Origin of the sequence: Stenotrophomonas sp. AN71, from assembly GCF_050435725.1 — a bacterium.
GTDB lineage: Bacteria > Pseudomonadota > Gammaproteobacteria > Xanthomonadales > Xanthomonadaceae > Stenotrophomonas.
Genome location: NZ_JBNDKU010000001.1, coordinates 832,226 through 858,366 on the forward strand (window position 1 = coordinate 832,226; position 26,141 = coordinate 858,366).

The following is a 26,141-nucleotide window of genomic DNA, read 5'->3' on the forward strand; positions in this document are numbered from 1 at the left end:
CGGCCTCCCCCACACCACAACACGTTGTCGTTCCCGGTAGTCGAGCAAGCTCGACGCTAGGCGGCCGTTGCTGCCACCTTTTCGAGGCCGCGCGCGCGGCGGATCAGCCGCGTCACGGCGGTGCGCAGGTCATCGAGCACCGCGTAGATGGTCGGCAGGAACAGCAGGCTGACCACGGTCGAGAACGCCAGGCCGCCCGCAATCGCGCGCGCCATCGGCGAGTACTCCGGGCCATTGCCGAACATCTGCGTATCGGTCAGCGAAATCGGAATCATCGCCAGGATCGCCGTGCCCATCGTCATCATGATCGGACGCAGGCGTTCGCGTGAGCCTTCCACCAGCGCCTGGGTGCGGCCCATGCCGCTGCGCCGCAGGTTGTTGATGTGCTCGATCATCACGATGCCGTTGTTCACCACCACGCCCATCAGCACCAGGATGCCGATGAAGGACATGATTCCGAATGAGGTGCCGGTGATCCAGAACAACCAGAACACGCCGAAGATGGAGAACAGCACGCCGCTCATGATCGCCGCCGGGAACAGCAGCGACTCGAACACCGCCGCCATCACCACGTAGATCATCACCAGCGCGATCAGCAGGTTGAACACCATCTGCTGCATGGCCTCGTCATCGTTGCCGTAATCACCACCGTCGAAGGTGAAGCCATAGCCGGCCGGGAAGTTCATCGGCTTGAGCACCGCCTCGATCGCCTTGCGCCCGTCCGGTGCCGTGATTTTCTCGGCCAGGTTGGCCTTGATGGTCAACGTGGTCTGGCGGTTGGTGCGGCCGATCTGGGTGGCCGACGAGCCGACGTCCACGGTGACCAGGCTCAGCAGCGGCACGCTGCGGCCATCGCCGGTACGCACACTGAAACCAGCGAGGTCTTCCGGGCTGCTCTGCTCGGCGCCGGCAAAGCGCACCCACACCGGCACTTCATTGTCGCCGCGGCGGAACTCGCGCATCGGTGCACCGCGCAGGGCCAGCCCGACGAAGCTGGCCACCTGCTCGGCATTGAAACCGAATGCCGCAGCACGCTCGCGATCGACACGCACCTTCAGCTCGCCACCCTTCTCGCCGTTGTCGATGCGCACGTCACGCAGTTCTGCGCGCTGCGCCAGCAACGGCACCACTTCCTGGCCGATCTCCTGCAGCATGCTGCTGGAGTCGCCCACCAGCTGCACCTGCACGCCCTGGTTGCCGCCGCCACCGCCACCATCGCCGCCCTGGTTGCCAACGAAGTAGTCGGTGCGGGCGGACTTCGGCAGGCCCTTGCGCAGTTCCTCCTGCAGGGACTTGATGTCCTTGGCGTACTTCTCGTCCAGGGTGACCACGGTCGAGCTGCCTTCCTGCTCGCTGTACCAGGAGTACACCTGTTTCACGTGCAGGCGTTCGCGGTTCTGGTCCACCCAGTTTTCCACCCGCGCCACTTCCTCGGACATCTGCCGGTAGGTGTAAGCGCCCTTCCACATGTAGCCGATGAAGATGTCCTTGCCACCTTCGCCGCCGAACATGTCGACCTTGGTGAGCTTCATCGGCACCAGGCTGACCAGCACCACCAGCAGAATGCCGAGCAGGCTCCAGCCACGATGGCGCAGCGACCAGTCCAGCAGCTGTGCATAGCGCCGCTGCAGGCGTGCGATCAGGCCGGTCTGCGAGTGCACCAGCTTGGGCGTGGCCATCCGCGCGGACAGCATCGGAATCAGGCTGACCGCCACCAGCCACGAGGCCAGCAGCGAGACCGAGATGGTGATGGCGATCTGCGCCATGAAGATGCTGATGTTGTTGGTCTCGCCGAACAGGTTGGGCACGAACACGATGCAGTGGCACAGGGTGCCGGCACTGAGCGCGATGGCCACGTTGCGGGTGCCGATGATCGAGGCCAGCCGTGGCTGCCCCGGCATACGCTCGCGCTCCTGGTAGATGCTCTCCACCACCACTACGGCATTGTCGACCAGCATGCCCACCGCCAGCAGCAGGCCCATCATGGTCAGGATGTTCAGCGTCACCCCGGCGAAGTACATGAAGCCCAGGGTGATGGTGAAACAGATCGGGATCGCCAGCGTCACCATCAGCGTCGACGGCCAATGGCGCAGGAAGAAGAACAGCACCGTCACCGACAGGATCAGGCCGACGCCACCGGCCTCGGCCAGCTCCAGCAGCGAGGACGTGACCGCCTTGCCCTGGTTGTCGATCACTTTGATCTGCACGTCGCGCATCGATGCCTCGGCACGGATCGACTCGACTTCGGCCAGCGCCGCACGCGAGACTTCGACCAGGTTGGCGCTGCGCTCCTTGAAGATGTCCAGGCCGACGGCGGGATTGCCATCCAGGCGGCGGCCGTAGCTCATCCGCGCGGGCTTGAGGCGGACCTCGGCGATGTCGCCCAGGCGCAGGCCCTTGGCGTTGATCACCAGGTCGCGCATTTCCTGCAGGTCAGTGATCTCGCCCACCGGCTGCACGCGCACGCGCTGGCCGTTGTCATCGATCTGCCCGGCCGAAATCGAGAAGTTCAGCGTGCGCAGGCGCTCGCTCAGCTCGTTGATGCTCAGGCCATGCGCGTTGAGCCGGTTCGGATCGATGGCGATCTCCACCTCGTTCGGCGGAGCGCCGGTGATGTCGACCCGCGCTACACCCGGTATCCGCTCGATGCGCCGCTTGAACTCGCGGTCGAGCATGTCATAGGCCGTGGTCAGATCAGTGGTGCTGGCCAGGCGCACTTTCAGCACTGGCTGGTCGCTGCTGGACCACTTGAACACGTTGTAGCGCTGCAGGTCGTCCGGCAGGTCACTGCGGATCGCATCGATGCGCTCGCGCGCATCCGAGGCGGCGATGGCGATGTCACGGTCCCAGTCGCTGAACTCGATGAAGATCGACGCCGCCTCCGAGGTGGCCGACGAGCGCATCCGCTTGATGCCGGTCATCGTCGCCAACGACTCCTCGACCGGACGGATGATGGTCCGTTCCACCTCTTCCGGGGTCGAACCGGTGTACGGGATCTGCACGAACAGGAACGGTGCGGAGATATCCGGCAGCGCCTCCAATGGCAACCGGAACGAGGCAATCAGGCCGATCACCACCAGCGACACGAAACACATGATGGTGGTGACCGGGCGGCGGATGGAGAACTCGGCAACACTCATGCCGGTTCCTCCACGCCCGCCGCACCCGCCTCGCTGCCGTGCAGGCCTTCACCGGCATGCTTGCGGCCGCGCTCGCGGTAATAGGCATCGCCGCGACGGTCCATCAGGTCGTACACCACCGGAATGACCAGCAGCGTCAACAGCGTCGACACCAGCAGGCCACCGATCACGGTGATCGCCATCGGCGCGCGCACCTCGGCGCCCTCGCCCATGGCCACCGCCAGCGGCAGGAAGCCGAACAGCGTGCACAGGGTGGTCATGATGATCGGCCGCAGGCGCGAACGTGCGCCTTCCACCAGCGCCTCCCGCTTGGCCACGCCGGCCTCGCGCAGCTGGTTGACCTTGTCGATCAGGATGATCGCGTTCTTGGTGACCAGGCCGACCAGCAGGATCAGGCCGATGAACACCACCACCGAAATGGGCTTGCCGGTCAGCATCAGCGCAAGGATCGCACCAACCAGTGCCAGTGGGATGGTGAACAGGATCACGAACGGGTGCAGCAGCGATTCGAACTGCGAGGCCATCACCAGGTAGACCAGGAAGATCGCCAGGCCGAAGGCGAAGATCAGCGACTTCGCCGCCTGCGCCAGCTCTTCGCCCTGGCCACCGATGTGCAGGCCGACGCCCGCGCCCAGCGGCTGCTCGGCCACCATCTGCTGCACCTCGCGCATGGCCGCGCCAAGGTCGATGTCGCGCAGGTTGGCCGATACCACCGCCACGCGCGTCTGGTCGGCACGATGGATCTCGCTCGGTCCGGAGGTCGCCACCACTTGGGCCACCGCATCCAGGGTGACCGGACGGGTACTGCCCGGGTTGACGATCAACCGGCGGATGCTGTCCACGCTGGCCCGGTCGCCTTCCTGCGCGCGCACCAGCACGTCGATCTTGCGGTCACGGAAGCTGTAGCGGGTGGCTACGTCGCCGCGCACCTTCTTCACCACCACGTCGGCGATCTGGCGGGTGGTCAGGCCCAGCGCACCGGCACGCTCCTGGTCGAAGCGGATCTGGATTTCCGGAAAGCCCTCTTCCACCGTCGACTTCACGTCGGCGTAGTGCGCATTGCCGCGCAGCAGTGCCGCCAGGCGCTGGCCGGCCACCTCCAGGGTCGCCATGTCCTGACCACGCAGTTCGATTTCCAGCGGCGTGGAGAAGCTGAACAACGCCGGTCGCGCGAAGTCGACCTGTGCGCCCGGGTGCCGGCTCATGGTGCCGCGCAGGCGCTCGGTGATCGCCGCTTCGGTACGTGCGTTACCGCCGCCTTCCATCACCACGGTCAGCTTGCCGATGTTCTCGCCGCTCTCGGTCGGGCTGGCATCCAGGCGGGTGCCGCTGCCACTGACGCCGTACAGCGAGGCCACGCCCTCCCCCTTGCCATGCGCCAGCTGCAGCTCGCGCACCAGCGCATCGGTCTGCTTCAGCGGCGTACCGGCCGGCAGTTTCACCGTCATCTCGAAACGGTCCTGCGCCAGCTGCGGAATCAGGTCGGCACCGAGCATCGGCACCAGCGCCATGGTCGCCACGAAGATGATCGTCGCCACGCCCAGTACCTTGCCTGGATGGGCCAGAGCGCCAGGCAGCAGGCGCAGGTACCCGCGCTCGGCGCCGGCATAGGGCTTCATCGCCAGGTCGCTGGCCTTGCGCATCACCGGACCGACCACCGCCACCACGCCCCGCCACAGCCGTACGATCAGCCATGCCACTGCGTAGAAGCTCCAACGCACGCTGGCGACCGCGCCACGGCGGCCCAGCGCGACCGGCTTCTGCCAGCGCTTCTGCGGCTGCCACGCTTCGTTCGGCGCCTCCTCCGGGAACGCCAGCGGCGGTCGTCCCTTCAGCGAGCTGAGCATCGGGATCAGGGTCATCGACACCAGCAGCGAGATCGCGATGGCGATCGCCACGGTCAGCGCCTGGTCGCGGAACAGCTGGCCGGCAATGCCGTCGACGAACACCAACGGCAGAAATACCGCGATGGTGGTCAGGGTCGAAGCGACCACCGCCATGCTTACTTCGCGGGTACCGGCAATGGCCGCCTGCAGGATGCCCAGGCCACGTTCGCGCGCCTTGGCGATGCTCTCCAGCACCACGATCGAATCGTCCACCACCAGGCCGGTGGCCAATGCCAGACCGCCCAGCGACATCACGTTCAAGCTCAGGCCGAGCTGGCCCATGAAGAAGAACGTGGCAATGATCGAGACCGGCAGCGACAGGCTGATCACGAACGTGCTCCAGCCATCGCGCAGGAACAGGAAGATGATCAGGATCGCCAGCAGACCACCGATCACCGCATCCTTCTTGACGTCGGCGATGGCATGTTCGATGAAGCGCGACTGGTCCTCGATGGTGGTCAGCTCGACATCGGACGGGAACGTGCCCTTGATCTGCTCAAGGCGCTTGCGCAACGCTTCGGCGGTGGAGACGGTGTTGGCATCGCCTTCCTTGTAGATGGCCAGCTCGACCGATTCCTTGCCGCCCAGGCGGATGATCGCTTCGCGCTCCTTGTAGCCCTGGCGCACTGTGGCCACGTCCTTCAGGCGCACCGGCACGCCATTGGCGACCACGCTGGAACTGCCGCCGGTCGAAGCGCTCTGTGCCGCCGAGGCCGCCGCGATGGCCGCCGCCGAACCGGTCGAGGCGGCGATGTTGAACATCTGTTGCATCGCCGAGTCGGCCGCGCTGCCGTTGGCAGCCTGGGTGGTGACCAGCAGGTTGCGGATCTCCTCCAGGTCGGCGAACTGGTTGACGGTACGCACCAGGAAGCGCTGCGAACCCTCTTCCAGGCGACCACCGGAAATGTTGATGTTCTCGTCCTTCAGGCGCTTGATGACGGTGTCGATCGGCAGGTTCAGCTGCGCCAGCTTCTGCTGGTCGATGTCGACCTGGATCTCGTCTTCCAGACCACCGCCGACCTTGACCGCGGCCACGCCGGTCACCGGCTCCAGCTTCTTCTTCAGGTCTTCATCGGCATAACGGCGCAGGCCGGTCAGCTCACGGATCGCATCAGCGTCGTTGGCCGGGGCAGCCTTGGTCGACAGCACCAGGCGCATGATCGGCTCGGTGGACGGATTGAAGCGCAGCAGCACCGGGGCCTTGGCCTCCAGTGGCAGGTTCAGCGCTTCCATCTTGTCGCGCACCTCCAGGCTGGCCTGATCCATGTTGGTGCCCCAGGCGAACTCCAGCACCACGTCGCTCTGGCCGGTGCGCGAGACCGACTTCAGCTTGCGCAGGTTCTTGACCACGCCGACCGCTTCTTCGACCGGCTGGGTGATCAGGGTTTCGATTTCGGTCGGCGCCGCACCGGTGTACTCGGTACGCACGGTCAGCGTCGGGTAGCTCAGATCAGGCAACAGGTTGACCTTGAGGTTGCCCAGTGCGATCAGGCCGAACAGCAGCAGGGTGACCGTGCACATGGCGATGGTCACGCGACGGCGGGTGGCGAACTCCACCAGGCCGCCACGCATGCCGGCGGCGGCGCCATCGCTCGCTGGCGAGGCACCGTGGTCGTGGCCCGGGGCGGTCATTGCTTGCTCCCGGCCTTGTCTGCCGGCTTGGCGGCCGCTGCAACCGTCTTCGCCTTCGGATCGGCGATCACCTGCACCGCGGTGCCGTCGCGCAGGGCGACCTTGCCGGCGGTGACCACCTGATCACCGGCCGCCAGGCCATCACGGATCTCCACCCACGGGCCCTCGGCGTAACCCAGCTTGACCGGAACGCGTGCGACCTTGCCTTCGCGCACCCGGAACACCGCCGGCTCACCGTCGTCGAGCAGCGCCAGGCGTGGCACCACGAGCGCATCGGCGCGCTGGTCGTAATCGATGCGGATGCGGCCGAACATGCCGGGCTGCAGCGCGTGCGCGGCGCCATCGAAGGCACTGACCACGCGAAACGTGCCACTGCCCGAATCCACCACCGGGGCGATGCGATCAACGGTGCCGGTGAAGCTCTGGCCCGGCAGCGCATCGGCGGCCAGCGTCACCGGCTGGCCGGCGCGCAGCGTGGCCAGTTCGCGCTCGGGCACGTTGAGGGTGGCTTCCAGCCGAGAGTTGTCGACGATACGGAAGATCGGCGTGTTGATCTGCACGAAGTTGCCGGTCTTGATCGAGCGCGAGGCGATCACGCCGGAGATCGGTGCCACCACCGTGGTGTAGGACAGCTCCAGCGTGGCCAGGCGGTACTGCGCGCGGACGTTTTCCAGGTCATAGCGCAGCTGGTCGACATCGGCGGCACTGACCATCTGCTGGCCGACCAGCTTCTGTGCGCGCTGGTAGTTGTTTTCCAGCTTGCGCATCTGCGCCTCGCTCTGCGCCACGGCCAGGCGCGCGCGGTCCGGATCCAGCCGCACCAGCGGCTGGCCTGCGCTGACCCGTTGCCCTTCCTCGACCAGCACCGCCAGCGCCACACCGGAGGTCTTGGCGACCACCTGCGATTCGGCGCGCGGCTCCAGCGCAGCAGTGCCGGTGTAGCTGGCCGCGACCGCACGATGGCTGGCCATGGCCACTTCGACCGGGACCGCGTCGACCTTCTTTTCCTCCTTGGTCTCGGCGGCCTTCGCTTCGGAATTGGGCCCTGCGGCGCAACCGCCCAACAGCAGGGAGGTGGAGATCAGCAGTGCGGCAGCGCAGATTCCGCTGCGACGGCCGGACAGGAAGGTTGGGTGCGACATCGTCAGGTCCCTGGAGGATGCGTGGACAGGTGTGGTAGCAAAGTAATGCACCACTTCACGGCAACACCATATCCCAAAGGTCATGGTGTCTTCACGCCACCGGTCGGCCCGACCCCATTTCAGCTAGATGAAACCTGAGGCTATACTCGGGTCGTTCCGAACCCCACGCCGGAACGACCAGACCCGAATCCCCGGAAAAGACACCATGCGCCCGCAGCCGCTCGCCGCTTGTCTCGCTCTGGCCGTCCTCCTGCCCCTTGGGGCCGCCGCACAGCCCGCTCCTGCACCTGCCACATCCGCCCCGGCACCGGCTCCCGCCGCTGCGCCGGCGCCCGCTGCGCCCACCGGCAACTTCGACAATGGCCGCGTGCTGGCCTATACGTGCCAGGGCTGCCACGGCATCACCGGCTACAAGAACGCCTACCCCAGTTACCGGGTGCCGAAGATCGGCGGCCAGACCCAGCAGTACCTGGCCCAGGCCCTGACCGAGTACCGTCAGGGCAAGCGCCGGCATCCGACGATGCAGGCGCAGTCGATGAGTTTCAGCGAACAGGAGATCGCCGATCTCTCTGTTTACCTGTCCACCGTCAAGTAAGGCCCGCCCATGTCGAAAGCCGCGCATCCGATGCGTCATGCCATCGCCCTGTCCGTTGCCCTGCTGCTGGCCGCCTGTTCGCAGTCGCAGGTGGAAAACAGCGAAAAGTCCGCCGCCGACCCGGGGCATGCCAGCGGCGAACACGGTTCTTCGTCATCGGCCGGCCTGCCGACGGGCCGCGAGGCCGCCGGTGAAGCCCGCGCCAAAGTAAAGGGCAAGGCCACCAACCAGAGCTGCATTGATTGCCACGGGGCTGACGGCAATGCGCCAATCGACCCGACCTACCCGAAGCTGGGTGGGCAGTACGGTGACTATCTGGCACACGCGCTGCAGGCCTACCGTGCCGGTGACCGACAGCACATGTTGATGACGCCGCAGGCGAAGGACCTGAGTGATCAGGACATCGCCGACCTGGCCGCGTATTTCGGCAGCCGGCCGAGCCAGCTGCGCGATCTTCACGGGGTCAAATAACCGCCGCGCATCCGCTGGGGTGGGTGCGGACCGGTGGTCCGCACGATACGGATATCCACGCATGGCGTGGATCTACCAGGCATCGGCTTCGGCAGGTGCGGACCGTTGGTCCGCACGAACCCGGCGAACTCAGCCTTCCAGCTCTTCCCAGCGCGCGTACGCGGCGTCCAGTTCGGCCTGCACCTTGGCCAGCTGCTGCGTGTGCGCCGTCACTTCAGCGCTGCTGCGAGTGTAGAACGACGGGTCGTTCATCGCTGCGGTGAGGCCCTCGACGTCGCCTTCCAGCTTCTCGATCGTTTTCGGCAGCTGCTCCAGCTCGCGCGCGTCCTTGTAGGCCAGCTTGCGCTTGGGAGCGGCAGGCGTCGCGGCGGCAGCTGCAGGTGCAGCGGCCGGCTTGGCGGCAGCCATCACCGCTGGCACGGCCGCCACGCTGGCCGCATAGCGCTGCCAGTCGCTGTAGCCGCCCACGTACTCACCGATCACGCCATCACCTTCCATCACCAGCGTGGAGGTCACCACGTTGTCGATGAAATCACGGTCGTGGCTGACCAGCAGCAGCGTACCGGTGTAGTCGCCCAGCAGCTCTTCCAGCAGTTCCAGGGTTTCCACGTCCAGGTCGTTGGTCGGTTCGTCCATCACCAGCAGGTTGGACGGCTGCGCGAACAGTTTGGCAAGCAGCAGGCGGTTGCGCTCGCCACCCGACAGGCGGGTGATCGGTGCACGCGCACGTTCCGGGGTGAACATGAAGTCCTGCAGGTAGGCATGCACGTGCTTGCGCTTGCCGTTGAACTCGAGGAAATCACGGCCTTCGGCCACGTTCTCGATGGCGCTCCAGTCTTCGCGCAGCACCGCGCGATACTGGTCGAAATAGGCAATCTGCAGGTTGGTGCCGGCGTTGACCTCGCCCTTCTGCGGCTGCAGTTCGCCCAGCAGCAGCTTCAGCAGCGTGGTCTTGCCACTGCCGTTGGGACCGATCAGGCCGATGCGGTCGCCACGCAGGATCGTCGTGGAGAAATCGCGGACCATGCTGCGCTCGCCGAAGGCGAACGAAATGTCCTTGATGTCGATGACTTTCTTGCCCGAGCTGACGCCCTGCGCGGCTTCCATCTTGACGTTGCCACTGAGGTCGCGGCGCTCGGATCGCTCGTTGCGCATCGCCTTCAGGCGGCGTACGCGACCCTCATCGCGGGTGCGGCGCGCCTTGATGCCCTGGCGGATCCACACTTCTTCCTGCGCCAGCAGTTTGTCGAAGCGGGCGTTTTCCTGCGCCTGCGCGTTGAGGCGCTCCTCGCGGCGGCGCTCGTAGTTGGCCCAGTCGCCCGGCCAGCTGGTGACCTGGCCGCGGTCGATCTCGACGATGCGGGTAGCCAGTGCACGCAGGAAACGACGGTCATGGGTGACGAACACCACGCTGCCGCTCCAGCCCTTCAGGAAGGCTTCGAGCCAGTCGATGGCTTCGATGTCCAGGTGGTTGGTCGGCTCATCCAGCAGCAGCACGTCCGGGCTCGATACCAGTGCGCGGGCCAGCAGCACGCGGCGCTTCATGCCGCCGGACAGGCGGCCGAACTCGGCCTCACCGTCGAGGTCGAGCTTGGTCAGGGTTTCGCTGACACGCTGGTCCAGACCCCAGCCGTTGGCGGCGTCGATCTTGGCCTGCACGTTGCCCAGCGCTTCGCCGTCGAATACCTCGGCGTGGCTGAGATGGTGGAATTCGGCCAGCCACTGACCCAGCTCGCCCAGGCCGTCGGCGACGACGTCGAACACCGAGCCAGCGGCGCCGTGCGGCACTTCCTGCTCCAGGCGGGTGACGCGCACGCCCTGCTGCACACGGACTTCTCCGTCATCGGGCTTGTGATCGCCGGACAGCAGCTTGAGCAGGGTCGATTTGCCGGCGCCGTTGCGGCCGATCAGGGCGATACGCTCGCCCGGCTCGATCGACAGTTCGGCTTTTTCCAGCAACAGCGGGCCGCCGACGCTGAAGTCGACGTTTTGCAGAGTAATCAGAGGCATCCCACCATTGTAGCGGGTTGCGGGCGTCGGCCGGGTTGCACCCGGCACCTGCGGTAGTGCCGGCCGCTGGCCGGCAACCTCAACGGCAACGTCAAAAGCTGGTTTCCTGAGGGATGGCGGGGTGGGGCCGGTTGCGGGGGACGCCGTAAATACGTCCATGTAGGCTCGGTCGCCGCATCCATGCGGCTCACGCCCCCGCAACCGGCCCCACCCCGCCTTCGACAGTTCTCCGCGATCTGCCGGAACGGCATTCTGCTCTGGTGGGTGTCGACCTTGGTCGACACGGTAGATCCAAGCCATGCATGGATGAGCGCTACAAGAACTGTCGATGGATTGAATCGACTGGGAATCTGATGGATTACCCCACGTCCCCCAACAACGCCTGCAACCCCGGCAGCCATTGCTTGCCGGGGTGGCGGACCAGCCACAGGGTGCGCTGCAGGGCGGGCAGCGGAGTCTCGAGCACGCGCAGGCGGCCCAGGGCCAGCGGCTCTTCCAGCGCGTGGCGCGAAAGACAGGCCAGGCCGAGGCCAGCGATGGCGGCCTGCTTGATCGCTTCGGTGTTGCCCAGCTGCAGGGTCTGGGCGAAACCGCGCAGGTGCGGCAGCAGCGCCTGCTCCACGGCCTCACGGGTGCCGGAGCCAGGCTCGCGCAGCAGCCAGCGGGCGCGGCGCAGTTCATCCAGCGTCCACTGCGCCGGGGTATCAGCGGCAGCAACGACCACCAGCGGGTCCTGCTGCCAGGCGGTCACCCGCAGGCCGCGTTCGTGGCAGGGCCCCTCAATCAACCCGGCGTCCACATCCAGGCGCTGGACCGCTGCGACCACACCGGCACTGTTGTCGATGCGTAGATCGACCTCGGCCTGCGGCGCCTGTCGCAGCAGCTCGGCGATGCGCGGCGGCAGCAGGTAGTTGCCGATGGTGGTGCTGGCCGCCAGCACCAACCGCAGCGGCGCACCCTGCGCCGGATCCCCGCCCGCGGCCAGCTGCCGCTCCAGGTCGGCGGCATTGACCAGCAGGGCGCGGGCCGGCTCCAGCAAGGCGCGCCCGTGCCCGTTCAGGGCCAGACGGCGACCGATGCGGTCAAACAGCGGGGTACCGAAGTGCGCCTCCAGTTCCTGCAGTGCGGCACTGCTGGCCGATTGCGAAAGCGCGATGGCCTGACCGGCGGCGGTGGTGCTGCCGTGGTCGGCGATGGCGACAAAGACCTGCAGCTGGCGCAGTGTCAGGCGCATCCTGCATACCCTGTTTATAGGTAGATTTCACCAATATAATTCGTTTTACAGGTCGATTGCACAGGCGCACGCTTGCACCGTCGCCCCAGCCCTGCGCCTGCCATGAACGCCCCCGCCCTCTCCCCCTGGTCCCTGCCCGCCCTGCGCCAACGCTGGCAACCACGCCTGCCCGGCCTGCTGCTGGTCGGCCTGGTGGCGGCGGCGTCGTTGTACCTGGCCGAGCTGCCCTGGCTGCAGGCGCACGGCCTGAGCGCGCTGACCGTGGCCATCGTGGCCGGCATCGTGGTCGGCAATACCTTCTACCCGCGCCTGGCGCCGCGCAGTGCGGCCGGCGTCGGCTTCTCCAAGCACTGGCTGCTGCGTGCCGGCATCGTGCTGTACGGCCTGCGCCTGACCTTCCAGGACATCGGCCACGTCGGCGTCAGCGGCGTGTTGATGGACGTACTGGTGGTCGCCAGCACCTTCGGCCTGGCCTGCTGGCTGGGCGTGCGCGTGTTCAAGATGGAACGTGAAGCGGCGATGCTGATCGGCGCCGGCAGTGCGATCTGTGGTGCCGCCGCGGTCATGGCCGCCGAGCCGGTGGTGCGTGGCCGCGCCGCGCAGGTCACCGTGGCGGTATCGACGGTGGTGGTGTTCGGTACGCTGGCGATGTTCCTTTACCCCGCGCTGTATGCGCTGGCGCAGTCGCACGGCTGGCTGGCCATGGATGCACGGCAGTATGGCCTGTTCACCGGTGCCACTGTGCACGAGGTCGCGCAGGTGGTGGCCGCCGGCCGTGCCATCAGCGAGCCCGCTGCTGATACGGCGGTGATCACCAAGATGGTGCGGGTGATGCTGCTGGCCCCCTTCCTGATCGCCCTGTCACTGTGGCTGGCTCGTGGCAGCAAGGCCAGCGCCGACGGCAGCAAGGCACGCATCGTCGTGCCGTGGTTCGCCTTCGGTTTCGTCGCCGTGGCCGGCCTCAACTCGCTGCAGCTGCTGCCGGCCGGCCTGCATGCTGGGCTGGTGCAGCTGGATACCGTGCTGCTGGCGATGGCGATGGCCGCGCTGGGCCTGACCACCCACGTCTCGGCCCTGCGCCAGGCCGGGCTGAAGCCGCTGTTGCTGGCGCTGATCCTGTTCGTCTGGCTGCTGTTCGGCGGTCTGGCGATCCATCAGGGTGTGCTGGCGGTGTTGGGCTGAGCATCCACGCATGGCGTGGATCTACTGAAACCCCAGGGCCCACCTCCCCGGCAGATCCACGCCATGCGTGGATGAAGGTCCAGTAGATCCGCGCCATGCGTGGATGAAGGCCCGGTAGATCCACGCCATGCGTGGATGAAGGACCCGAAGCGGGACCGGCCACCGGCACAGGTACAATGCGCCATGACTGACTTCTCGACCCTGCCGCTGAGCCCGGCCCTGCAGCCCGGCCTGGATGCCCTCGGCTACACCACTCTCACCCCCGTGCAGGCACAGAGCCTGCCGGCCATCCTCGATGGCCGCGATGTGATCGCACAGGCGCCGACCGGCAGCGGCAAGACCGCCGCCTTCGGCCTGGGCCTGCTGCAGGCCATCGACCCCAGCCTGATCCGCGTGCAGGCGCTGGTGCTGTGCCCGACCCGCGAACTGGCCGACCAGGTCGGCAAGCAGATCCGCAAGCTGGCCACCGGCATCCCCAACCTGAAGGTGCTGCTGCTGGTGGGCGGCGTGCCGCTGGGTCCGCAGCTGGCCTCGCTGGAAGGCCATGACCCGCACGTCGTGGTGGGCACCCCCGGCCGCGTGCAGGAACTGGCGCGCAAGCGCGCGCTGAACCTGGGCGCGGTGCGCACGCTGGTGCTGGACGAAGCCGACCGCATGCTCGACATGGGCTTTGAAGAACCCATCCGCGAGATCGCCGGCCGCACCCACAAGGATCGACAGAGCCTGCTGTTCTCGGCCACCTTCCCCGACAGCATCCGCGCCATGGCGCGCGACCTGCTGCGTGATGCGGTGGAAGTGACGGTGGAAGGCGCCGACCAGGCCCCGGCCATCCGCCACCTGTTCTGCGAGGTGGAACCGGCGCATCGGCAGAAGGCGCTGGCCGGCCTGCTGCTGAAGTACACGCCCGAATCGGCGGTGGTGTTCTGCAACACCCGCAAGGACGTGGACGAAGTTGCGAACTCGCTGCAGCAGTTCGGCTTCTCGGCGCTGGCCCTGCATGGCGACATGGAGCAGCGTGACCGCGAGGAAGTGCTGCTGTTGCTGGCCAACCGCAGCTGCAACGTGCTGGTGGCCAGCGACGTCGCCGCACGCGGCCTGGATGTGGAAGAACTGGCGGCGGTGATCAACTACGAACTGCCGACCGACGTGGAGAGCTACCAGCATCGTGTGGGCCGCACCGGTCGCGCGGGCGCCAGTGGCCTGGCAATCAGTCTGGTGGCCGGCCGCGAGAAGACCCGCGCCGAGGCGATCGAAGCACAGATGGGGCAGCCGTTGGACTGGCAGAAGACGCCGCTGGCGACGTCGCGCCCGGCCGAGCTGCCGCAGGCGGCGATGCGCACCCTGCGTATCGATGGCGGCAAGACCGACAAGCTGCGCCCGGGCGATATCCTCGGTGCACTGACCGGCGACGCCGGCCTGTCGAGCAAGTTCATCGGCAAGATTGCGATCTTCCCGACCCGCTCCTACGTGGCCATCGCGCGTGAGCAGGCCAACAAGGCCGTGGCCAAGCTGGAAGCCGGCAAGATCAAGGGCCGCCGTTTCCGCGTGCGGATGATGTGATCGGCAAGGTGGTCGCCGGGCATGGCCCGGCGCTACCTGCATGCCGTGTGTAGCGCCGGGCCACGCCCGGCGACAGACTCAGAACACCAGTTCGGTGTGCAGCGGCAGACCTGCTTCCCAGCGCGCACGACCACCGAGGCCGTCCAGCTCGACCAGTACACCAGCGCCAACCACGTCAACGCCCAGGCGGCGCACCAGCGACAGCGCGGCGCCCAGCGTTCCGCCGGTGGCCAGCACATCGTCGATGATCGCCACGCGGGCACCGGCCGGCAGTGCGTCGGCGTGCACTTCGATGCAGTCGCTGCGGTATTCCAGCGTGTATTCCTCGCGCAGCACCTGGCCCGGCAGCTTGCCCGGCTTGCGCACCGGCACGAAGCCCACGCCGAGTTCCAGCGCCATCGCGGCCCCAAGGATGAAGCCGCGCGATTCGATACCCACCACCGCGTCCAGCTTCTGGTCGCGCCAGCGGTCGGCCATCGCGGTGATCGCGCCACGGAAGTCCTCGCCGTGGGCGAGCAGCGGCATGATGTCCTTGAACAGGATGCCGGGCTTGGGGAAGTCGGCGATGTCGCGCAGGCGGGAGGCCCACTGCGGAGCGACGAGGGCGTCGGTCATGTCAAATTGGCTATCTGATGGCGGCATAGGGTACCTGTTCCGGACGCCGCCTGCCTGTTGGGGGTCTCCGCCGGGCGGCGCCCGGCACCCGCAGAGGCTTCAAGCCAAGGCAACGGCAACGGCAACGCCAATATCAAAAGCGGGCATTCCGTGGGATGGCGGGGCGGGTCCGGTTGCGGGGGACGCCGTAAATACGTCCATGCAGGCTCGGTCGCGCCATCCATGGCGCTCACGCCCCCGCAACCGGACCCACCCCGCCTTCGACAGTTTCCTGCGATCTGTCGTAGATCCATGCCATGCGTGGATGAATCTCTATCGAAATCGAATATTTCGAGAATTGAACGAAGAGCATCCACGCATGGCGTGGATCTACCGTGTCGACCACGGTCGACACCCACCAACAGCTGCCGGAAACTGTCGAAGGTGGGGCGGTGTCGGATTGCGGGGTGTCAGCCGCATGGATGCGGCTGCCAAGCCTCCATGGACGGATTTACGGCGCCCCCGCAATCCGACACCGCCGCGCCAAGCCACGGAATCGAGCTTCTGCTCTGGCATTTGATCTGGCCTCTGCAGGTGCCGGGCGCCGCCCGGCCGAACCCCACTCTCAGGAACTGCAGGACAGCATCGAGCAGCCGGCACGGTTGTCGGCCCAGGCCGGGCGTTTGCCGGCAAAGTGCTCAAGTCCCGCGCGCTCGGTGTACGGATCGCGCAGTACATCCTGCAGTGCCTGCACACCACCGAGGTCGCCCTGCTCGGCGCGGTCGATGGCTTCCTGTGCCAGCCAGTTGCGCAGCACGTACAGCGGGTTGGCCGCCGCCATCTTCGCGGTGCGTTCGCGGGCCGACAGCGGATCGGCCTTCAACCGCGTCGCGTAGTCCTGCAACCACTGCTGCAGAGGCGCCTGCACCGCCTGCCGGCGCGCCTCGTCGTAGTAGACCGCCTCCAGCACTGCCGCATCGGGAGTGGCAGGATCGATCCGCATCAGCGCGCGCCAGGCCAGGGTCATGTCCATGGCACCGTCCTGCATCAGCTGCTGCCAACGCAGGTAGAGCTGCAGATCCTCGTCGTCAGCGGCAGCCAGACCGAGTTTGGCGGCGGCATCGCGACGCGTGCAGGCAACGAAGGTGGACTGGTACGCGGCCAGCCCCGCCTGCAGGGGCGCGACGTCGGCAAACAGCGGCGACAGCGCCTGCGCAAGCCGGCTCAGGTTCCAGTACGCCACCTGCGGCTGGGTGCCAAACCGGTAGCGCCGGCCCTGCGCGTCGGTGGTGTTCGGTGTCCACTCCGGATCGAAGTCCTCGACCCATCCGTAGGGCCCGTAATCCAGCGTGAGTCCAAGCACCGACAGGTTGTCGGTGTTCATCACGCCGTGCACGAAGCCGACCCGCATCCAGTGCGCGATCATCTCGGCGGTACGCACCGCGATCTGCGCGAACCAGTCGGCATACAGAGCCTCGCCCTGCCCTTCGAGTTCCGGGAAGTCGCGGGCGATGCAGGCATCGACCAGTTGCTGCAGCAACGCGGTTTCGCCGCGCGACGCAGGCAGCTCGAACGACCCGAAGCGCAGGAACGACGGCGCCACCCGGCACACGATGGCGCCAGGCTCGGCACGCGCGTGACCGTCATAGAACATGTCGCGCACTACGTCCTCACCGGTGCCGACCAGCGACAGCGCCCGCGTGGTCGGCACGCCGAGGTGGTGCATGGCTTCACTGCACAGGAACTCACGGATCGACGAACGCAACACCGCGCGGCCATCGGCTCCACGCGAGTAAGGCGTCGGCCCGGCCCCCTTCAGCTGCAGTTCCCAGTGCCGGCCATCGGCTGCGACCAGTTCGCCCAGCGAGATCGCCCGGCCATCGCCAAGCTGGCCCGCCCAGTGACCGAATTGATGGCCACCATAGTTGGCCGCCCATGGCTGCATGCCGGCATACAGCGCATTGCCGCCGAACACGCGCGCAAAGCCCTCGCCGTGTACTTCGGCAACATCAAAACCGAGCATCGCAGCAACCTCAGGCGACCATGCCAGCAGGGTCGGCGCCGCCACCGGCGTCGGCATCACCGGTGACCAGGCCGCCCCGCGCACTTCGCGCCGGCGCGGGCCCGACTCCGGATCGCCCGGCAAGGCGTGCAACAGGCGGTTGTCGAAACGAGGGGTGTTGGTGTCCATGACCGTGGAGATGGGGGCGACCGCCGCCCGGCTCAATTGCCGCTCAGCGCCTGCAGGTGGCCGCCGTGCGCCTCGGCACGCTGGTAAGCCGGGCGCTCACCGATGCGCTTGAGGAATCCGCGCAGGGCTGGCATGTCGTCGAGGCCACCGCCGCGCGCCGCCGCGGCCTGGATCGGGAAACTCATCTGGATGTCGGCGGCACTGAAGCGCTCGCCCGCGAACCAGGGGCTTTCGGTCAGTCGGCGCTCCATCCAGTCCAGGTGCAGCCGTCGCTGCGGGCCGATGAAACCGCGTTCTGCCTTGTCGGCGATGCTGTGCGCGATCGGGCGCGCGAAGAACGGCATCGGTGCGTTGCGGATACGACCAATCACCAGGGTCAGCAGCAGCGGCGGCATGGCCGAACCCTCTGCATAATGCAGCCAGTAGCGGTAGGCGATGCGCTCGGCGCCATCGGCCGGTACCGGCGACGGCGACAGCTGGCGCTGGGTGTCGTAACGATCGGCCAGGTAGTCAAGGATCGCACCCGACTCTGCCAGTACCAGTTCACCATCCTGCAGCACCGGCGACTTGCCCAGCGGATGCACCTTGCGCAGCGCCGGCGGCGCCAGCAACGTCTTCGGATCGCGCTGATAGCGACGAAGTTCGTAGTCCAGCCCCAGCTCCTCCAGCATCCACAGCACGCGCAACGAACGGGAGTTTTCCAAGTGGTGGACGATGCGCATGGGGATGATCCTCGGGGGGATGTTCATCCTACCGCGCAGGCTGCATGCCCTTTGTAGAGTCGAGCGTGCTCGACCGCTTCTGCACGGCAGTCGAGCAAGCTCGACTCACCAAGACAGCGGGCAGTAAAAACAGCAGGCAATAAAAAACGCCGGAAGCTTTCGCTTCCGGCGTTTTGGCTACCCAGGGGTAGCAGACGGATTAGACCGCCTGCACCTGGTCAGCCTGCATACCCTTCTGACCCTGGACGGCGATGAAGGTAACCTTCTGGCCTTCCTGCAGGGTCTTGAAGCCGGTGCCCTGGATGGCACGGAAGTGCACGAACAGGTCCGGGCCGCTTTCCGGGGTGATGAAGCCGAAGCCCTTGGCATCGTTGAACCACTTGACGGTACCAGTCTGACGTTCCGACATTTTACTAACTCCTGAAACACATGTTGAAAAAAATCGCAGCCGCCGGGTATCGGGGCCGAGACTGAGTTGCAGGCGTTGGTAAAGCGGATCGATGAGTGGATCGTGAGATCAACTGCACCAGGCCACGATTCACGGTGACCCTAGCAAACACAGTGGGTCGAACGATACGCGTGTTTTCTGCAAAAAGCGATAGTCCCGACGTTCATGGGAAGACAGCGGCACCTAGGCGTGACAAGGGTTGGCAGCGTTTCGCGGCTAACTCCGAGTCCCCATTCAGGTTTTTCCTACCCTACACTGGGTAAATGACTGAAACCGAAATCCCCGCTGAACACGCCTCGCCCCGCATCTGGGTGGACGCAGATGCCTGCCCCACTGTCATTCGCGACATCCTGTTCCGCGCCGCTGAGCGGGTCGGAATCGAGCTGACCCTGGTCGCCAACCAGTGGATCCGCACCCCACCTTCGCGCTGGCTGCGCTCAATCCAGGTACCGCAGGGGCTGGACGTGGCCGACAGCGCCATCGTCGAGCGGGTGGCCGCCGGCGACCTGGTGGTCACCCAGGACATCCCGCTGGCAGCGCTTGTGCTGGAGAAGAAGGCCGTGGCGCTGAACCCGCGCGGCCAGCTGTACACGCCCAACAACATGGCTGAACGGCTGTCGATGCGCAATTTCATGGAAGAACTGCGCGGCGCGGGGGTGCAGACCGGCGGACCGCCTCCGCTGGGGCCGCGCGACCGCCAGCTGTTCGCGGCCGAGCTGGACCGCTGGCTGGCGCGGCGCGCGGCGCGCTGAGCACCATCGCGCTGGCTACTCCGGCAGGCGCAGGGAGCGGCCACTGATGAACACCCGGCGCTCCCCGCTCATCGGGTCGTCGAATGCCAGTGCCTGTGCCAGCAGCTGCAAGGGCGCCTCGGCCACGCCCGCCAGCCGCTGCTGCAGCTGCGGGTAGAGCGGGTCACCCACAATCGGCGCCCCCAGCATGGCCATGTGCACGCGCAGCTGGTGCTTGCGGCCGGTCTCCGGCAGCAACCGATAGCGCCAGAGTGCGCCTTCGGCGTCGATCACCTCGATCCTGCTGCGCGCGTTGGCCTCACCGGCCACCTCTTCCATCCGGAAGAACGGCTCGCCCGGCACCAGCCGGCTATGCCGCTGCAACGGAAACGACCGACCGGGAAGGGCCGGTGCCAGCGCCTCGTAGGTCTTCTCGATGCGCCGCTCACGGAACAGGCGCTGATAGGCATCACGCGAGGCCGGCTGCACCGAAAACAACACCAGGCCCGCGGTCAGCCGGTCCAGGCGATGCAACGGCACCAGATCGGTATTGCCGGTGCGGGCAACCAGGCGCGCCAGCAGGGTTTCACGAACATGCCCCCCAGCCGGAGTCACCGGCAGGAAATGCGGCTTGTCGGCCACCAGCAGATGGTCATCCACGTGCACGATGCGCTCGGCAAAGGGGATCAGCGGCTCGTCAGCCACCTCCCGGAAGTACTGGACCTCCAGCCCGACCTGCCATGGCATGTCCGGCGCCAGCGCCCTGCCCCGCGCGTCCTGCACGCGCCCACGCGCGAAACGATCCTGCCACTGCGCGCGGTCGATGCGCGGGAAACGCGCGCATAGGCCATCCAGCAGGGTGATCCAGTCGCCAGGTGGCAACTGCAGGCGGCTTGGCAGGAACATCGTGTCCACTGGGGCTGGGGAGAGAAGCGCAAGCGTGCCACCGTTGACCGCGGACAGACAGCCCGGCCACGGACACCCCGGGAGCAAACCTCTATCATTGTCGTCTTTAGTCCACGGACCCCCCATGGCTCTTACCGCCACCATCCGCAAGGCCGAACTGCAGATCAGCGATATGGATCGCGGCTATTACGCGACGCACAACCTGACCCTGGCCCAGCACCCGTCCGAGACCGATGAGCGCCTGATGGTGCGCCTGCTCGCCTTCGCACTGAACGCTGGCGACCGCCTGGAGTTCGGCCGCGGCCTGAGCACCGATGACGAACCGGACCTGTGGGAACACGACTACACCGGCGACATCCTGCAGTGGATCGACCTGGGCCACCCTGACGAATCACGCATCCGCAAGGCCAGCAACCGCAGCCGCCAGGTGCAGGTGGTCAATTACGGTGGCAACGCCTCGGAAATCTGGTGGAGCAAGCAGGGCAAGGGCCTGGCGCGCTTCGACAATCTCTCGGTGGTCGATCTGGACGGGGGGTTCGTCGAGCGCTGGGGCCAGCAGATCCAGCGCGCCATGCGCTGGAGCGTGTTGATCCAGGACGGTGAAGTGCAGCTGCTCAACGACCAGAACCAGTTCGACGTGATCCCGGCCTGGCGCAAGCGCGCCAAGGCATGAGCACGATCCGGTGCGATGTGGTGGTCATCGGAGCCGGTGCGGCCGGGCTGATGACCGCCATCACCGCCGGCCAGCGCGGCCGCCAGGTGCAGGTGATCGACCATGCCAACAAGGTGGGCAAGAAGATCCTGATGTCCGGCGGCGGACGCTGCAATTTCACCAACACCGGCACCACGCCAGCCAATTTCCTGTCGGCCAACCCGCACTTCTGCAAGTCGGCGTTGGCGCGCTACACGCCCTGGCACTTCATCGAGCTGGTGCACAAGCACGGCATCGCGTACCACGAAAAGGAGCTGGGCCAGCTGTTCTGCGACATCTCGTCCAAGCAGATCGTGAAGATGCTGGTGGACGAATGCCAGGCAGCTGGCGTGCAGATCCGCACCGAGTGCAGCGTGCAGCGCATCGAGCACGGCAGCGACGGTTTCCGCGTGCATACCACCCACGGACTGTTCCACTGTGCCTCACTGGTGGTGGCCACCGGCGGCCTGTCGATTCCGAGCATGGGTGCGAGCGGCTTCGGTTACGAGATCGCGCGGCAATTCGGCCACCAGGTGCTGCCGACCCGCGCCGGCCTGGTGCCGTTGACCCTCAGCGGCACGCACCAGGAGCGGCTGGCCGACCTCAGCGGCGTCGCGCTGCCGATCGAGGCGCGTTGCAATGGAAAGAGTTTCCAGAACTTCATGCTGCTGACCCACCGCGGCGTAAGTGGGCCGGCCATCCTGCAGATCTCCTCGTACTGGCAGCCTGGTGATGCGCTGGAGCTGGACCTGCTGCCCGGCCAGGATGCCGGCGAGTGGCTGCGCCAGATGAAACGCGATCGTCCCGCCGCCGAACTGCGCACGGTGCTGGGCGAGGTACTGCCCAAGCGGCTGGCCCAGCGCCTGTGCGAACACTGGCTGCCCGACCGGCCGGTACGCCAGCTGGACGAGCCGGTACTGCGTCAGGCCGCGCAGCTGCTGGGTGCGTTCCCGCTGGTGGCCAGCGGTACCGAAGGCTATCGCACGGCCGAAGTCACTCTGGGTGGGGTGGACACCGCCGAGGTGTCGTCCTCGACACTGGAATCCAAGCGCGTACCTGGCCTGCACTTCGTCGGCGAGGTGCTGGACGTGACCGGCTGGCTGGGCGGCTACAACTTCCAGTGGGCCTGGGCCAGTGGCCACGCCGCCGGTGGCGTGGTGTGAACCAGATCGCCGTTCGGTGCGTGCACGGGGTGCGCGCATGGACGGTTCGCCGCGCATCGTGTATCTAGATTTGCAGATTGGGGAACAGTGCATGCAGAACGCGAACGACATCACCATCCGCCTGCTGATCGTCGATGACAGCGGCGAGAATGCCGAAGCCATTGTCAGCACCCTGCGCAACAGCGGCATCGCGGTGCGTCCGTGGCGCCCGCAGGACGCGGCCGAGCTGGCCCAGGTGCTGGCCAACCAGGCCATCGACCTGGTGCTGGCCTCGCCCTCACAGGGCATCCCGCTGCAACTGGCGGCCCAGCACATCGCCGCCAGCGGCAAGGACATCCCGCTGGTGCTGCTGGCCGAGCGCATTGACGAGGACGAGCTGGTACAGGCCAGCAGCCACGGCATCCGCGCGCTGGCGCTGCGCCAGCGCCCCGAGCACCTGCTCGCGGTGGTCCGCGACCAGTGGGTCGACCTGCAGGCACGGCGGGGACTGCGCCGCATCGAGGCGCAGATGCGTGAGACCGAACGCCGCTGCGATGCACTGATCGCCTCCTCGCGCGACCCCATCGCCTATGTGCACGAAGGCATGCATATCCGCGCCAACGACGCCTATCTGGAGATGTTCGGCTACGAACATTTCGACGACATCGAAGGGATCTCACTGCTGGACATGGTCGCGGCCCAGCACGTGGAGGGCTTCAAGCAGCTGCTGAAGGGCCTCAGCCGTGGCGAGGCGCCGCCTCCGCAATACCAGCTTGATGCACGCCACGAAGATGGCAGCGCGTTCCCGGCCACCATGGAATTCGCAGCCGCCACCTACGAAGGCGAGTCCTGCCTGCAGGTGGTGCTCCGCCGTCGCATGGAGTTCGACCCGGAACTGGCACGCGAGGTCGAGGACCTGCGCCAGCGCGACCAGGTCACCGGCCTGCTCAACCGCCCGACCTTCATGCTGCAGCTGGAAAGCGCGGTCGCCCAGGCCGGTCGCAGCGAAGGCCAGTTCGGCCTGCTGCTGATCGAGCCGGACCATTACGCGCGCCTGCTGCCGGACATCGGACTGGCCTCGGCCGATACCCTGATCGGCGCCCTCGCCGCCCTGCTGGCCGAGGTGGTAGGCGAAGACGCACAGCTGGCCCGCTTCGGCGAGCACAACTTCGCCGTGCTGCAGGCCGGCCCGTACGCGCAGACGGTGGCGTTGGCCGAGCGCATCCGCGAAGCCTATGCCGCACACGTCTTCAGCATCGGCGCACGCTCGGCCACGGTGACGGTCAGCATCGGCGGCGTGCAGGTCGGCGAGAAGATCGCGAGCATCGGCCAGGTACTGGCGCGCGCCAGCGAGTGCACGCAGGCTGCGGCCGAGCTGGGCAACACCTGCCGCATCTTCGACCCGGCCGCGGCCGATCGCGTCGAGGAGGAGCGCGTGCAGCGCTGGGTCGCGCGCATCCGTGAAGCACTGGCCGGCGACGGCTTCCAGCTGCACTACCAGCCGGTACTGAACCTGCAGGGCGAGCCGCTGGAACTGTATGAGGCCTACCTGCGCCTGGAGCACAACGGCGAGCTGCTCAGCCCGACCGCATTCCTGGGCATCGCCGAAGAGCACGGCCTTCTGGCCGACATCAATCGCTGGGTGGTCTCGCAGGCCATCACGGTACTCGGTCAACGCGCACGTGAAGGCAACGCCAGCCAGGTGCTGGTGAAGGTGACGCCAGAGTCATTCGACGACCCGCAGATGGTGGCTACCCTGAATCGCGAGCTGCAGGCGCAGGGCGTGCCTGGCGAACGACTGTGGCTGCATGCGCCGGAGGCGAAGGTGTTCACCCATCTGCGCAGTGCCCAGCAGTTCCTGGCTGCCGTAGCGCCGCTGGGCTGCCGCATCGGCCTGGAGCAGTTCGGTTCGGGGCTGGATTCGTTCCAGCTGCTGGCCCATTTCCAGCCACAGTTCCTCAAGCTCGACCGCGGCTTCACCAGCGACCTGGCCGCCACCCGCGAAAACATCGACCGCATCAGCCAGATCACCGCGCGCGCACAGGACGCCGGCATCCGCACCATCGCCGAGTTCGTCAGCGACGCCAATTCGATGACCCTGCTGTTCAGCGCCGGCGTGGACTATGTGCAGGGCGACTTTGTCGGCCCCGCACTGCCGGTGATGAACTTCGAGTTTGGTTGATGCCTCGCCGGTAGCGTCGGGCCATGCCCGGCGGATGGCTGGCAAACCACTACGCTCGCCGGGCATGGCCCGGCGCTACCCATAGAAAAAGGCCGGCTTGCGCCGGCCTTTTCGTTGATCAGGTCATGTCGACCAGGTTGTCGATCTTCACGTCCGGATTGACGTCGGCCTCGTAGTCGACGCCTTCCACACCGAAGCCGAACAGGCGCAGGAAGTCGGCCTTGTAGCCGGCCAGGTCGCTGATCTCGTAAAGATTTTCGTTGGTGACCTGCGGCCACAGCGCCACGACTTTGCCCTGCACGTCCGCCGCCATTTCCTTGTAGTCGGCACGCAGGCGGCCTTCCTCATCGACCAGTGCGACGCTGAGGCCATCTGCATCGACCAGATCGTGTCGCAGACGGTCGATTGCCACGCCGTCGGTCTTGCCGCCGTAGAGGATGTCGTACAGCACATCCAGCTGTTCGATGCAGCCTTCGTGGGTGCCCTTTTCCTTCATCACCTTGAACAGCAGCGACAGGTAGAGCGGCATGGTCGGAATGGCCGAACTGGCCTGGGTGACCACCGCCTTCAGCACCGACACGCGGGCATCGCCGCCGATCTTCGCGAGCTTCTCCCGCAGGCCCAGGACCTTGGTATCGAGGTCCTTCTTGGCCGCACCGATCGAGCCGTTCCAGTAGATCGCCTGGGTGATCTCTTCGCCCACATAGGTGAAGGCGGTGGTGGTGCAGCCGTTGGCCAGCACACCGGCATCGGCCAGCGCATCGATCCACATCTGCCAGTCTTCGCCGCCCATCACCGCTACGGTGCCGGCGATTTCTTCCGGGGTGGCCGGCTGCAGGTGGGTTTCGGTCAGCACTTCCTTGTCGGTATCCAGGCCACGCAGGATGATCGGCTCACCGATCGGCTTCAGCGTGGAGCTGATGATTTCGCCGGTCTTCGGATGCTTGCGGCGCGGTGCGGCCAGGCTGTAGACGACCTGGTCGACCTGGCCGAGATCGGCCTTGATCATCTCGATGGTCCTGGCCTTCACTTCATCGGAGAAGGCATCGCCATTGATGCTCTTGGCGTACAGGCCGGCTTCGTCGGCGTACTTGTGGAAGGCCGCCGAGTTGTACCAGCCCGCCGTGCCAGGCTTGGTCTCGCTGCCCGGACGCTCAAAGAAGATGCCCAGGGTCGCTGCGCCGCTGCCGAAGGCGGCGGTGATGCGCGCGGCCAGGCCGTAGCCGGTGGAGGCGCCAATGACCAGCACGCGCTTGGGGCCGTTCTGGATGGGCGGGCGCGCACGGATGTAGTCGATCTGCTGCTTGACCGCGGCCTCGCAGCCGATCGGGTGGGTGGTGACGCAGATGAAGCCGCGGACGCGCGGTTTGATGACCATGGATACCTCGGGTTGGCAGATGCGGCGCACGGGGCGCTCAGCAGGAATACGGGTGCGCGCCTGCGCGCGCGAACCGCAGGATCGTAGTGCGCGTGGGCCGAATGCACAACCGACGCTGCCGTAGGGTGGTGGTGTTTTGCAGGCTTGCACCCTGCACCCGCTACAAGCCAGAGCCGGAGCAAAAGCGGGTTTCCCGTGGGTGGCGGAGCGGTGGGGGGGGGGGGGGGCCGGGGGGGGCCGGGGGGGGGGCCCGGGCCCCCCCCCGGGGGGGTTTGGGGGGGGGGGGGGCCCCCCCCCCCCCCCC

The 26,141-nt window shown here is 66.7% G+C and carries 19 protein-coding genes; 8 read left to right on the plus strand and 11 right to left on the minus strand.

Translation table 11 applies throughout. The features are described from left to right. Nucleotides 1-56: 56 nt before the first annotated feature. The 3 genes from ABH900_RS03625 to ABH900_RS03635 are packed head-to-tail and all read right to left on the minus strand — an operon-like array spanning nt 57 to nt 7,800. A complete protein-coding gene (locus ABH900_RS03625) occupies nt 57-3,140 on the minus strand; it encodes an efflux RND transporter permease subunit (protein ID WP_429621348.1) in 3,084 nt (1,027 codons plus the stop codon). Continuing rightward, nucleotides 3,137-6,658, minus strand: a complete 3,522-nt coding sequence (locus ABH900_RS03630) for an efflux RND transporter permease subunit (protein WP_429621350.1) — start codon at nt 6,656-6,658, stop codon at nt 3,137-3,139. The genes ABH900_RS03625 and ABH900_RS03630 overlap by 4 nt, the downstream gene beginning before the upstream one ends. After that, nucleotides 6,655-7,800: an efflux RND transporter periplasmic adaptor subunit gene (locus tag ABH900_RS03635; RefSeq protein WP_429621352.1), complete on the minus strand. Its 1,146-nt coding sequence runs from the start codon at nt 7,798-7,800 to the stop codon at nt 6,655-6,657. Before ABH900_RS03635 ends, ABH900_RS03630 begins: the two co-directional genes overlap by 4 nt. A gap of 205 nt (nt 7,801-8,005) precedes the next feature. Here ABH900_RS03635 and ABH900_RS03640 point away from each other — a divergent pair, with 205 nt between their 5' ends. Both ABH900_RS03640 and ABH900_RS03645 read left to right on the plus strand, forming a co-directional pair. Then, nucleotides 8,006-8,395: a c-type cytochrome gene (locus tag ABH900_RS03640; protein ID WP_429621354.1), complete on the plus strand. Its 390-nt coding sequence runs from the start codon at nt 8,006-8,008 to the stop codon at nt 8,393-8,395. Nucleotides 8,396-8,404: 9 nt separating this feature from the next. Then, nucleotides 8,405-8,866, plus strand: coding sequence for a c-type cytochrome (locus ABH900_RS03645; protein WP_429621356.1), 462 nt, complete (start codon nt 8,405-8,407; stop codon nt 8,864-8,866). Between the two features lie 129 nt (nt 8,867-8,995). Here ABH900_RS03645 and ABH900_RS03650 read toward each other — a convergent pair whose 3' ends face one another. Together ABH900_RS03650 and ABH900_RS03655 are read right to left on the minus strand one after the other, a co-directional pair. Continuing rightward, complete coding sequence (locus tag ABH900_RS03650) at nt 8,996-10,876, minus strand: ATP-binding cassette domain-containing protein (protein ID WP_429621358.1); 1,881 nt, start codon at nt 10,874-10,876, stop codon at nt 8,996-8,998. A gap of 358 nt (nt 10,877-11,234) precedes the next feature. Next, a complete protein-coding gene (locus ABH900_RS03655) occupies nt 11,235-12,110 on the minus strand; it encodes a LysR family transcriptional regulator (protein ID WP_429621360.1) in 876 nt (291 codons plus the stop codon). Between the two features lie 102 nt (nt 12,111-12,212). On the opposite strand from ABH900_RS03655, the gene ABH900_RS03660 reads away from it, so the two are divergent. Together ABH900_RS03660 and dbpA are read left to right on the plus strand one after the other, a co-directional pair. Beyond that, nucleotides 12,213-13,292, plus strand: a complete 1,080-nt coding sequence (locus ABH900_RS03660; RefSeq protein ID WP_429621362.1) for a YeiH family protein — start codon at nt 12,213-12,215, stop codon at nt 13,290-13,292. A 183-nt stretch (nt 13,293-13,475) separates the two neighbouring features. Further along, a complete protein-coding gene (gene dbpA, locus ABH900_RS03665; RefSeq protein WP_429621364.1) occupies nt 13,476-14,852 on the plus strand; it encodes an ATP-dependent RNA helicase DbpA in 1,377 nt (458 codons plus the stop codon). A 78-nt stretch (nt 14,853-14,930) separates the two neighbouring features. Here the strand turns inward: dbpA and ABH900_RS03670 are convergent, their stop codons facing one another. The 4 genes from ABH900_RS03670 to ABH900_RS03685 all read right to left on the minus strand — a co-directional run bounded on the left by ABH900_RS03670 (nt 14,931) and on the right by ABH900_RS03685 (nt 18,768). After that, the gene (locus ABH900_RS03670; RefSeq protein ID WP_429621365.1) at nt 14,931-15,467 is read right to left on the minus strand and encodes an adenine phosphoribosyltransferase; all 537 of its coding nucleotides are present in this window, start codon (nt 15,465-15,467) and stop codon (nt 14,931-14,933) included. Between the two features lie 604 nt (nt 15,468-16,071). Further along, a complete protein-coding gene (locus ABH900_RS03675; protein ID WP_429621367.1) occupies nt 16,072-17,637 on the minus strand; it encodes a protein adenylyltransferase SelO in 1,566 nt (521 codons plus the stop codon). A gap of 32 nt (nt 17,638-17,669) precedes the next feature. Then, nucleotides 17,670-18,359 carry a glutathione S-transferase family protein gene (locus ABH900_RS03680; protein WP_429621369.1) on the minus strand — a complete coding sequence of 230 codons (690 nt, stop codon included), beginning with the start codon at nt 18,357-18,359 and terminating at the stop codon, nt 17,670-17,672. 199 nt (nt 18,360-18,558) lie between these two features. Further along, complete coding sequence (locus ABH900_RS03685; RefSeq protein ID WP_005416210.1) at nt 18,559-18,768, minus strand: cold-shock protein; 210 nt, start codon at nt 18,766-18,768, stop codon at nt 18,559-18,561. A gap of 302 nt (nt 18,769-19,070) precedes the next feature. On the opposite strand from ABH900_RS03685, the gene ABH900_RS03690 reads away from it, so the two are divergent. After that, nucleotides 19,071-19,559 (plus strand): YaiI/YqxD family protein, encoded by a 489-nt coding sequence (locus ABH900_RS03690; protein ID WP_429621371.1) that lies wholly within the window; start codon nt 19,071-19,073, stop codon nt 19,557-19,559. A 15-nt stretch (nt 19,560-19,574) separates the two neighbouring features. Here the strand turns inward: ABH900_RS03690 and ABH900_RS03695 are convergent, their stop codons facing one another. Continuing rightward, the gene (locus tag ABH900_RS03695; RefSeq protein WP_429621373.1) at nt 19,575-20,444 is read right to left on the minus strand and encodes a pseudouridine synthase; all 870 of its coding nucleotides are present in this window, start codon (nt 20,442-20,444) and stop codon (nt 19,575-19,577) included. 124 nt (nt 20,445-20,568) lie between these two features. On the opposite strand from ABH900_RS03695, the gene ABH900_RS03700 reads away from it, so the two are divergent. The 3 genes from ABH900_RS03700 to ABH900_RS03710 all read left to right on the plus strand — a co-directional run bounded on the left by ABH900_RS03700 (nt 20,569) and on the right by ABH900_RS03710 (nt 24,459). Then, nucleotides 20,569-21,117, plus strand: a complete 549-nt coding sequence (locus ABH900_RS03700; RefSeq protein WP_429621375.1) for a YaeQ family protein — start codon at nt 20,569-20,571, stop codon at nt 21,115-21,117. Further along, nucleotides 21,114-22,298 (plus strand): NAD(P)/FAD-dependent oxidoreductase, encoded by a 1,185-nt coding sequence (locus ABH900_RS03705; RefSeq protein WP_429621377.1) that lies wholly within the window; start codon nt 21,114-21,116, stop codon nt 22,296-22,298. The genes ABH900_RS03700 and ABH900_RS03705 overlap by 4 nt, the downstream gene beginning before the upstream one ends. Nucleotides 22,299-22,389: 91 nt before the next feature. Continuing rightward, the gene (locus tag ABH900_RS03710; RefSeq protein ID WP_429621379.1) at nt 22,390-24,459 is read left to right on the plus strand and encodes an EAL domain-containing response regulator; all 2,070 of its coding nucleotides are present in this window, start codon (nt 22,390-22,392) and stop codon (nt 24,457-24,459) included. 118 nt (nt 24,460-24,577) lie between these two features. Here the strand turns inward: ABH900_RS03710 and fabV are convergent, their stop codons facing one another. Further along, complete coding sequence (fabV, locus tag ABH900_RS03715) at nt 24,578-25,837, minus strand: enoyl-ACP reductase FabV (protein ID WP_429621381.1); 1,260 nt, start codon at nt 25,835-25,837, stop codon at nt 24,578-24,580. Between the last annotated feature and the right edge of the window lie 304 nt (nt 25,838-26,141).

Excerpts from the sequence above, each read along its gene's own strand:
- ABH900_RS03625 (WP_429621348.1), bottom strand. The coding sequence starts at position 3,140 with ATGAGTGTTGCCGAGTTCTCCATCCGCCGCCCGGTCACCACCATCATG.
- ABH900_RS03630 (WP_429621350.1), bottom strand. The coding sequence starts at position 6,658 with ATGACCGCCCCGGGCCACGACCACGGTGCCTCGCCAGCGAGCGATGGC.
- ABH900_RS03635 (WP_429621352.1), bottom strand. The coding sequence starts at position 7,800 with ATGTCGCACCCAACCTTCCTGTCCGGCCGTCGCAGCGGAATCTGCGCT.
- ABH900_RS03640 (WP_429621354.1), top strand. The coding sequence starts at position 8,006 with ATGCGCCCGCAGCCGCTCGCCGCTTGTCTCGCTCTGGCCGTCCTCCTG.
- ABH900_RS03645 (WP_429621356.1), top strand. The coding sequence starts at position 8,405 with ATGTCGAAAGCCGCGCATCCGATGCGTCATGCCATCGCCCTGTCCGTT.
- ABH900_RS03650 (WP_429621358.1), bottom strand. The coding sequence starts at position 10,876 with ATGCCTCTGATTACTCTGCAAAACGTCGACTTCAGCGTCGGCGGCCCG.
- ABH900_RS03655 (WP_429621360.1), bottom strand. The coding sequence starts at position 12,110 with ATGCGCCTGACACTGCGCCAGCTGCAGGTCTTTGTCGCCATCGCCGAC.
- ABH900_RS03660 (WP_429621362.1), top strand. The coding sequence starts at position 12,213 with ATGAACGCCCCCGCCCTCTCCCCCTGGTCCCTGCCCGCCCTGCGCCAA.
- dbpA (WP_429621364.1), top strand. The coding sequence starts at position 13,476 with ATGACTGACTTCTCGACCCTGCCGCTGAGCCCGGCCCTGCAGCCCGGC.
- ABH900_RS03670 (WP_429621365.1), bottom strand. The coding sequence starts at position 15,467 with ATGACCGACGCCCTCGTCGCTCCGCAGTGGGCCTCCCGCCTGCGCGAC.
- ABH900_RS03675 (WP_429621367.1), bottom strand. The coding sequence starts at position 17,637 with ATGGACACCAACACCCCTCGTTTCGACAACCGCCTGTTGCACGCCTTG.
- ABH900_RS03680 (WP_429621369.1), bottom strand. The coding sequence starts at position 18,359 with ATGCGCATCGTCCACCACTTGGAAAACTCCCGTTCGTTGCGCGTGCTG.
- ABH900_RS03685 (WP_005416210.1), bottom strand. The coding sequence starts at position 18,768 with ATGTCGGAACGTCAGACTGGTACCGTCAAGTGGTTCAACGATGCCAAG.
- ABH900_RS03690 (WP_429621371.1), top strand. The coding sequence starts at position 19,071 with ATGACTGAAACCGAAATCCCCGCTGAACACGCCTCGCCCCGCATCTGG.
- ABH900_RS03695 (WP_429621373.1), bottom strand. The coding sequence starts at position 20,444 with ATGTTCCTGCCAAGCCGCCTGCAGTTGCCACCTGGCGACTGGATCACC.
- ABH900_RS03700 (WP_429621375.1), top strand. The coding sequence starts at position 20,569 with ATGGCTCTTACCGCCACCATCCGCAAGGCCGAACTGCAGATCAGCGAT.
- ABH900_RS03705 (WP_429621377.1), top strand. The coding sequence starts at position 21,114 with ATGAGCACGATCCGGTGCGATGTGGTGGTCATCGGAGCCGGTGCGGCC.
- ABH900_RS03710 (WP_429621379.1), top strand. The coding sequence starts at position 22,390 with ATGCAGAACGCGAACGACATCACCATCCGCCTGCTGATCGTCGATGAC.
- fabV (WP_429621381.1), bottom strand. The coding sequence starts at position 25,837 with ATGGTCATCAAACCGCGCGTCCGCGGCTTCATCTGCGTCACCACCCAC.